Below are 7513 nucleotides of genomic sequence, written 5' to 3'. Positions count from 1 at the left end.
GCCTTCATGTGTTGGGCGTTTACTACTAGAAACTCAATCCCTTCAGATTCTAGTAGGTTAACAATAGGTTTCCAATAAACACTCGTGCTTTCCATTGCAACATGAGTACAGTCATGTTCCTTAATCCAGTCGATTAACTTAAGCAGAAAAACTGTTTTGGTAGGAAACGTTTGAATCTCCTTTCCATCAGGTGTCATAATACATGCAGTGATATTGTCCTTATGAACATCCATACCACATGCTCTTTCAATGATTACATCCATTGAAATTCTTCCTTTCTAGGCTTGTAAATTGGAGGCTGGTGCAACAATCAGAATAAGGATTAATCTACCATGAGTGCTTCCCGTAAGGGAGCGACAGTTTGTGATGCACCGTGGTCGTTGGAGTCAGACTAACGGATGGGCTCTATGGCACCATAGTTCATCGACCTTCCTCTCCAGCCTTAGAACAAGTATGGACGGATTCAATACATTTTCATTCTTTGTGGTGAAGAGCTGTTTTTTGCGATTCATGGATGGCTAACGGGGCAGTTTTTAATCCTTCGGAGACAAATTAATTGAAAACCAAACCCCTTCTCCAAAACTCATCGTGTTGAGAGGAGGGGTTAAATTGGAGTGTAAATAGGTCTCAAATGATTTCCAAAATTCTAAGTCATATAAACAACTGTTTGAAATTATTTTTCTTAGCGTCGAAAATCCGAATAATCAAGTTGCTACCCTCTATATAAACTTATCCATACTAAAAGAGAATAAGTTTTTTGGGGTAAGATGATTGTTTCTACGGTCGATTGAAGCGATACAGTGAGCCAATCGCTCTACTCCCGGTTTAATTTGACTCTCATGTACTTGAGAGATACTTAGTCGAAGTAGATTTTCCCTTTTAAATTCTGGTAAAAACATTCTAGAGGCATCATCAACATAAATTTTTTGCTCGTTTAACATATGAACGACCTGTTTTGCTGTTACACTCTCAGGCAAACTAATGGATAGATAGAATCCTGAAGACGGTTTAGAAAAATCAGAATTAGCCGGTAGCCATAATTCACATGCTTCTTTAAGGATTTGCATTTTAGAGCGGTATACCTCTTTTATTTTTTTGAGATGGCTATTAAACATACCGCTTTTTAAATAAATTTCTAGGGCACCTTGTGAAAGTGCGGCACTATTAAAATCCGAACAAAATTTATATCGTAAAAAATTGTTCATCATTATTGAAGGAAGGACGACAGTAGCAATCCTTAACCCAGGGAGGAGAATTTTCGAAAAGCTTTTAATATAAATCACTCTTCCGGAAGGATCAAAAGAAAATAAAGGATCTGATTTTGTATTTGGATCAAGGTCTCCTAAAAAATCATCTTCCACTATATATACATCGTATTTTTCAGCTAACTCAACGATTTTTTTCTTTTCGCTATTCGTGTAACAATGTCCAAGAGGATTTTGAAATCTCGGGATAATATAGAAAAATTTTATATCATTATTTCGAAAAATATATTCCAGACGATCAAGGTCAATCCCTTCCATTGATAACTCAATTCCAAAAGTAGTAGCCTGATGCAGATTGATAGACTCAATAAATCCGAAATAAGTAGGCTGTTCAATTAGAATATTGTTTTTTCCATTGGGAAATGGAATTGAAATTAATAAATTAAGGGCTTGCTGTGAGCCTGATACTACGACAACTCTTTCAGGTTGAGTGAACACCTGTAAATCCTGTAAATATTTCACTAGCTGTACTCGCAAGGAGTAAAGACCTTGTAGATCAGAGTATGTAAAAAGCTCTTCTTTATATTGTTCAATTGCTTGATTCATACAATGTTGGAACTCGACATAGGGCATAGCGTTTTTATCTGGACCAGCAGAAAGGAAATCAATTGCTTCATTTTCCTTTGTGGAATGTTGTAATTCATTCACAACATAGTAGCCGCTTTTAGGAACTGAGTAAACTAAATGTTCTTTTTCAAGTTCTTCGTATGCTTTAATGACCGTATTTTTACTGCATGAAAAATGCTCAGATAGTTGACGAACAGAAGGGAGTTTACTGCCTGCAATGAGCGATCCATCTGCTAGCCGAAGCTTAATTTCTTCCATTATCTCACTATATTTTGAGCTCATGTTTTGATCCTCCTTTAACTGTACCAGGACAGATGGGTGAAAATTTGGTTTATTTTTATTATACGTACCCATTAATATATTGATTATATCAGAATTGTTTTTACTAAAAATAAAAAATGGTACAGATGTGAGACAAAATAAAAAACAGGGGTAGGTTAAGATGCAGAGAGAAACCAGAGAAAAATTTGGATTATGGTTGGGCTTAGTAGGTGTTATTTGCTTTAGCTTAACGCTCCCTTCTACAAGTGTTGCCGTAGAGTATTTTGGGACCACGGTCGTCGGTTTAGGAAGAACAGTTGTTGCAGCTATTTTAGTTGCTGTAGTATTGATTATTCGAAAAGAAAAACTACCCTCTCCTCGCCAATTCAAAAGTCTGGTTATTGTTGCTTTTGGTGCCGTTTTAGGATTTCCTCTCTTGACTTCTTGGGCAATGGAATCCTTGCCAGTTTCTCATGGAGCTGTGGAAGTAGCCCTGTTACCATTAGCAACAACAGGATTTGCAATGTTAAGAGGTGGTGAAATCCCTTCTCTCAAATTCTGGATATCAAGTATAATCGGATCTTTAGCTGTTATTATGTATGCACTTCATCTCGGATTAGGTCAATTACAATTTGCCGATTTAGCTTTATTAGCAGCGGTGCTAATACTTGGACTTAGTTACGCAGAGGGTGGAAGATTGTCGAAAGAATTAGGTAGTTGGCAAGTCATTGCATGGTCAATTTTAATCGGAGCGCCATTTTTCATGATTCCAGTTGGGCTAAACCTTAAAATTGATATGTTACATGCTCCTTTACAAGCTTGGGTAAGTTTTATTTATCTCGCAGTGGTTAGTCAATTTCTAGCATATGTTGCTTGGTACAGCGGAATGGCTATGGGTGGGATAGCAAGAGTTAGTCAGATTCAATACTTACAACCATTTTTGATGATTCTATTTGCAACAGTTTTTCTAGATGAATCCATTACATTGTTTACTATTGTAATAGCAGTAATTGTTGTCTTTTCTGTTATTTTAGGCAAAAATGCTCCCGTCTCCAAAAAAAGAGCATTATCACGGAAAAACTAACTGAATGTTCAATATAAATAGCTATATAATGTTTGAAAAGAATCGTATAGCATATAACTTATGAAATCACTTGAATTGTAGGAGATGAAAAAGTTGTAATTGATCATGAAGGTTCGTGGTTAAAAAATGGTTTTTATCAAGAAAAGATAATACAGAAGGATAAGAATAGATTATGAGAGGAGAAAAACATGTATATTCCTGAGTATTTTAAAATGAAAGACGAAACGTTTGCCTTCGACATTATGAAGGAACATAGTTTTGCGACTCTTTTTTCCCAACATAAAGGAATGCCTTTTGCGACTCATTTACCGTTAATTTTGAACGAGGATCATTCATACTTATATGGACATTTTGCTCGTCCTAATTCTCAATGGAAAGATATTAATAATCAAACCGTCTTAGCTATTTTTCATGGTCCTCATTGTTATATCTCCCCCTCATGGTATGAGACAAATCAAGCAGTACCAACATGGAATTATGTGACCGTTCATGTTTACGGAGAAGTCGAACTATTAGAGGATGAACATGAGTTAATGTGCACCTTACATGATATGGTTTTAAAATATGAAGCTCTTGACAGCCCATACAGTTTGCAAGAAGTAGATGCAAAGTATCTCGCTGGTATGAACAAAGGAGTTCAAGGATTCAAAATAAAAATTAATAAAATAGAAGGGAAAGCAAAGTTAAGTCAAAACCATTCATTGCAGAGACAAGAGTTAATTGTTCAACAACTTGACCAGATCTCAAAGACAGATGAGCAACAGATTTCTTTGTTAATGAAGACAAACTTAGAGCGATTACGTTGAATGTGATTTCGAAGGGAGTGTTGATCCAATATGGATTACCACTCCTTTTGTTTACCTTCTTTTAGATAATACGATGACGGATACTAAAGTGCGAGAAAATAAAAAATGGAAAGATTGTAAAAAATATACTTGCACGAATGGCGTAAACGCCTATGGAATCTTACCTTTCCTGCTGTTTTAGCCACTGAGCACCCTAAATTTGTAAATTAACTTTTCAGAATAACCATGCAATAATGTACTATATGGCATTAAATTTGCAGATGTATAATTCTATGAGAATATCTTGAAAAGGAGTTTTCTACATGAATATTACATCTTTTTTAATATATTGTTTTATTGTTACTTTTACACCAGGGCCCACAAATATCGTCATTTTATCCACCGTGCATAGTTTGGGTACAAAAAAGGCATTGGAATATACATATGGAGCAACGATTGCTTTTGGTTTATTACTTGTTATTTCAGCTATGTTGAATACAATACTTGCAACGATCATCCCAAAAATATTAATTGTTATGCAGATCATCGGAAGCTTATATATGTTCTATCTCGCATATCAAGTTTACAAAATGGATACATCAAAACCAACAGTAAACCAAACTGCTACTTTTATGTCAGGATTTCTTATGCAGTTTTTAAATCCAAAAGTGGTACTGTTTACTATGACGGTCTTTCCCAGCTTTATTATGCCATACAATATTGCAATGCCAGAGGTGACAATAAGTGTTATCGCTATAACTCTTATTGGATTTTTAGCATTTATAACATGGGTTCTTTTTGGGACCATCTTCAAGGAGTTTTTACAGAATCATAAAAGGACCGTTAATGTAATGATGTCATTATTTTTAGCTTATTCTGCAATCATGATATGGATGTAGCCATGCTAATTAAGAGGTGAATGAAGTGGAGCAATTTATCTATAAAAAATCGGCAGGTATTACTGCGTTGTCAGCAAGCATTACTGATTTTACCTATAAAAAGCACGCTCACAAGGAGTATGCAATAGGTGTAACATTGCGTGGTATTCAACAGTATAACTTGGACGGCAGTTTACAATTATCCTATCAAAATGGTGTTATGCTTTTTAATCCAGAGCAGGCGCATGACGGAATGGCACATGATAAGGCAGGCCTTGATTACGTTATGCTATATATTGAGCCGCAATTGCTTTTAGAGGTAATGGAGAAAAAGGATATTGTCCGTTTTTCCACTCCTATTGTGTATGATGAAAGACTTGAACAAAGAATAATATGTCTTTCAAATGCAATATTAAGCGGAAAAGATGAGGCCTTGTGCAGTGAATTATTTCTATCTCTCACAGATAGCCTTATTCAAACGAAACATACTACAGACGATAAGAAAGACCATGCACTAATAAAAAAGGCGAAGGATATGATTCATTCCAACTTAGGTAATGTACTTAAACTAGACGAGATATGTAAAGAGCTTCATTTATCGAAATATCAGTTTATCAGATTTTTCAAGGCTCATACTGGCATATCGCCATATCAATATTTCCTTAACTGCAAGATAGAACGAGCAAAGCAGCTATTAGAAAAAAATCGAGATATCTATTCGGCTGTAGCCGAATGTGGTTTTGTTGATTTAACTCATTTAAATAAGCACTTTAAAAGCGTATATGGAACAACAGCATTTGAGTTTATATCACATTTAAATTGAATAGGGTTTTTTATACTAAGCTTGTAGTGATACACAGAGAGGACCATCTACTATGGTAAAAGGAATTAAAATAAAGCGGGAATACAATTGCTATTAAAAACGGTCTTATTTTTGCAACAAACGAAAAAGGACTTGGAAATTTCCAAGTTCTTTTTATATGAATGGCAAAGTGATTTTCCGAAAATCGGAAGCATTAATGTCAGGGCGAAGACGCTCAGATGATATTAATCACTCCTCATCCCTAACACAAAACGATTATTCTATAGGGCGTGGTTTGGGCAGGAATACTTTTTGTAGCAGGTCCGTAAACAACAATCAGATCTCGGTTTGCAGGGTTATTTGAAAAGCGTTGCCCATTTGTTAATACAATTTGAGTGTATGGAGAAATATTTATCCGTAATCGCCCATCACTACTTTCCAGCTCATTATTAAAATAATCTACTTTTACATGTTGATACGGGCTATCTTTTACCATGACAAGAGCTTGATATTGTGGAGGGTAGATAAGAAGAGCAGGTGCATTTCCGTCATAATATCCAGTCACATGATCTCCTGCAGCCACCATTACATGATCTACAAAGTAAGTTGAGGGTGACACCACGAAATTAACTATTGCTCCCATTCCGTTTTCTACAGTTATTAATTTATAACAGCCTTTTCCTTCACCATTTTGGCCTGTGAAAAAATCACTAATCATGGTGACAGTCCCGTGAAAAGAATAAAAATTTGTCATACAATACCTCCATTGCTTTTAAAAGCATGCATATAATAAGCTTTATATTTCAACATTAGCAGAGGCTGAATAACCTTGTTCCAAGTTGCCGCCGCACAATTTGGATATAATTAGGTGCCATTCCATTATAAAAGGTTTCGACTTATCTAGCCCCATGTCAAACAACGCTATGTCTTCAGGGAAAGGGTAGTCTCCACACGCTTATTCTTAAAATTACCTTTACTAATAGCTCATCCCTTTACATATTGGGCATTACTTGGTGTACCATATGCAGGTCAACACCCATATGATACCTACGTTTAGAAAAAATTCATTAACGTTATGTTAAAGCGATTCAAAAGTGAGAAAGTGTGTGCGATATATGAACTGTGATAGGGATAATGGTTTTGTAAGGTCTGCGTGGAATTATAATAGGAATTATATACTTCTTGGGCAAATATCCATTTTTGAACGTACAAGATGATAGGTGGATGACTAAAGAATATGATGATGTGAGATTAAATAGTAAAGGAGTGTATTTTATGTATCCTAATCATATTCATATGTATTATACCTATCCAAATAGTCATGAAGCGTACTTATATTCACCTCCATTCCAAGAAGAGATTTATTACCATGGGGAAAGACAATTTGGCGGATTTCCATCTGCGTTTCCACCTCCTGGTCAAGGTTCAACAGCTGGACCACCAACTTCACCGCCGCCATCCTATGTTCCTCAACAACAAGTGGAAGCATTTGCAGTTGATCCAGGAGGAATTCGAAGATGCTTATTTAGATACACGTATGTATGGCTGAGAGGTTTTGAACAATTTTGGTTTTATCCAACATTTGTTGGTCGAAACTCTGTCGCAGGCTATCGTTGGACTGGATTTAGATGGGTTTATTTTGGAATAGATTTACGGCAAATCCAATCGTTTACTTGCTTCTAATAAGAAAAGGGTTTGAAGAAGCCTATATTTATCCGTCAGAACTAGCCAATAATAACGATAATTTTATTTCAACTAACAAGTACGATATTAAAAAGGACTGCTATCTTTAGATAGCAGTCAATTAAAAAAATGATAAATAACAACGGTCTAGGCTCTCAGAGGATAAATTGATTACATCCTATAACTAT

At 35.6% G+C, this 7513-nt stretch carries 8 protein-coding genes; 5 read left to right on the top strand and 3 right to left on the bottom strand.

Annotation, left to right across the window (positions count from 1 at the left end):
- Positions 1 to 263, bottom strand: a 263-nt coding sequence (locus WQ54_RS15945) for a transposase (protein WP_156177984.1), incomplete at its 3' end; no start/stop codon positions are given.
- Between the two features lie 456 nt (positions 264 to 719).
- Positions 720 to 2114: a PLP-dependent aminotransferase family protein gene (locus WQ54_RS15940; protein WP_046585387.1), complete on the bottom strand. Its 1395-nt coding sequence runs from the start codon at positions 2112 to 2114 to the stop codon at positions 720 to 722.
- A 160-nt stretch (positions 2115 to 2274) separates the two neighbouring features.
- On the opposite strand from WQ54_RS15940, the gene WQ54_RS15935 reads away from it, so the two are divergent.
- The 4 genes from WQ54_RS15935 (at position 2275) to WQ54_RS15920 (ending at position 5663) form a co-directional block, all read left to right on the top strand.
- Entirely contained in the window at positions 2275 to 3177 is a 903-nt protein-coding gene (locus WQ54_RS15935) for a DMT family transporter (RefSeq protein WP_046585386.1), read from the top strand.
- 188 nt (positions 3178 to 3365) lie between these two features.
- Positions 3366 to 3983: an FMN-binding negative transcriptional regulator gene (locus WQ54_RS15930; RefSeq protein WP_046585384.1), complete on the top strand. Its 618-nt coding sequence runs from the start codon at positions 3366 to 3368 to the stop codon at positions 3981 to 3983.
- Positions 3984 to 4285: 302 nt separating this feature from the next.
- Positions 4286 to 4861 carry a LysE family translocator gene (locus WQ54_RS15925; RefSeq protein WP_046585381.1) on the top strand — a complete coding sequence of 192 codons (576 nt, stop codon included), beginning with the start codon at positions 4286 to 4288 and terminating at the stop codon, positions 4859 to 4861.
- Positions 4862 to 4886: 25 nt separating this feature from the next.
- On the top strand, positions 4887 to 5663 hold the full coding sequence (locus tag WQ54_RS15920; protein WP_046585372.1) for an AraC family transcriptional regulator: 777 nt from the start codon (positions 4887 to 4889) through the stop codon (positions 5661 to 5663).
- Between the two features lie 241 nt (positions 5664 to 5904).
- Here WQ54_RS15920 and WQ54_RS15915 read toward each other — a convergent pair whose 3' ends face one another.
- Positions 5905 to 6396: a hypothetical protein gene (locus WQ54_RS15915; RefSeq protein WP_046585364.1), complete on the bottom strand. Its 492-nt coding sequence runs from the start codon at positions 6394 to 6396 to the stop codon at positions 5905 to 5907.
- A 521-nt stretch (positions 6397 to 6917) separates the two neighbouring features.
- Between WQ54_RS15915 and WQ54_RS15910 the strand changes: the two genes are divergently transcribed.
- Entirely contained in the window at positions 6918 to 7325 is a 408-nt protein-coding gene (locus WQ54_RS15910; RefSeq protein ID WP_046585361.1) for a hypothetical protein, read from the top strand.
- Positions 7326 to 7513 lie beyond the last annotated feature (188 nt).

It is taken from the genome of Bacillus sp. SA1-12 (genome assembly GCF_000981385.1).
Lineage (GTDB): Bacteria > Bacillota > Bacilli > Bacillales > Bacillaceae > Metabacillus.
This window is presented reverse-complemented; position numbering and strand designations above follow the sequence as displayed.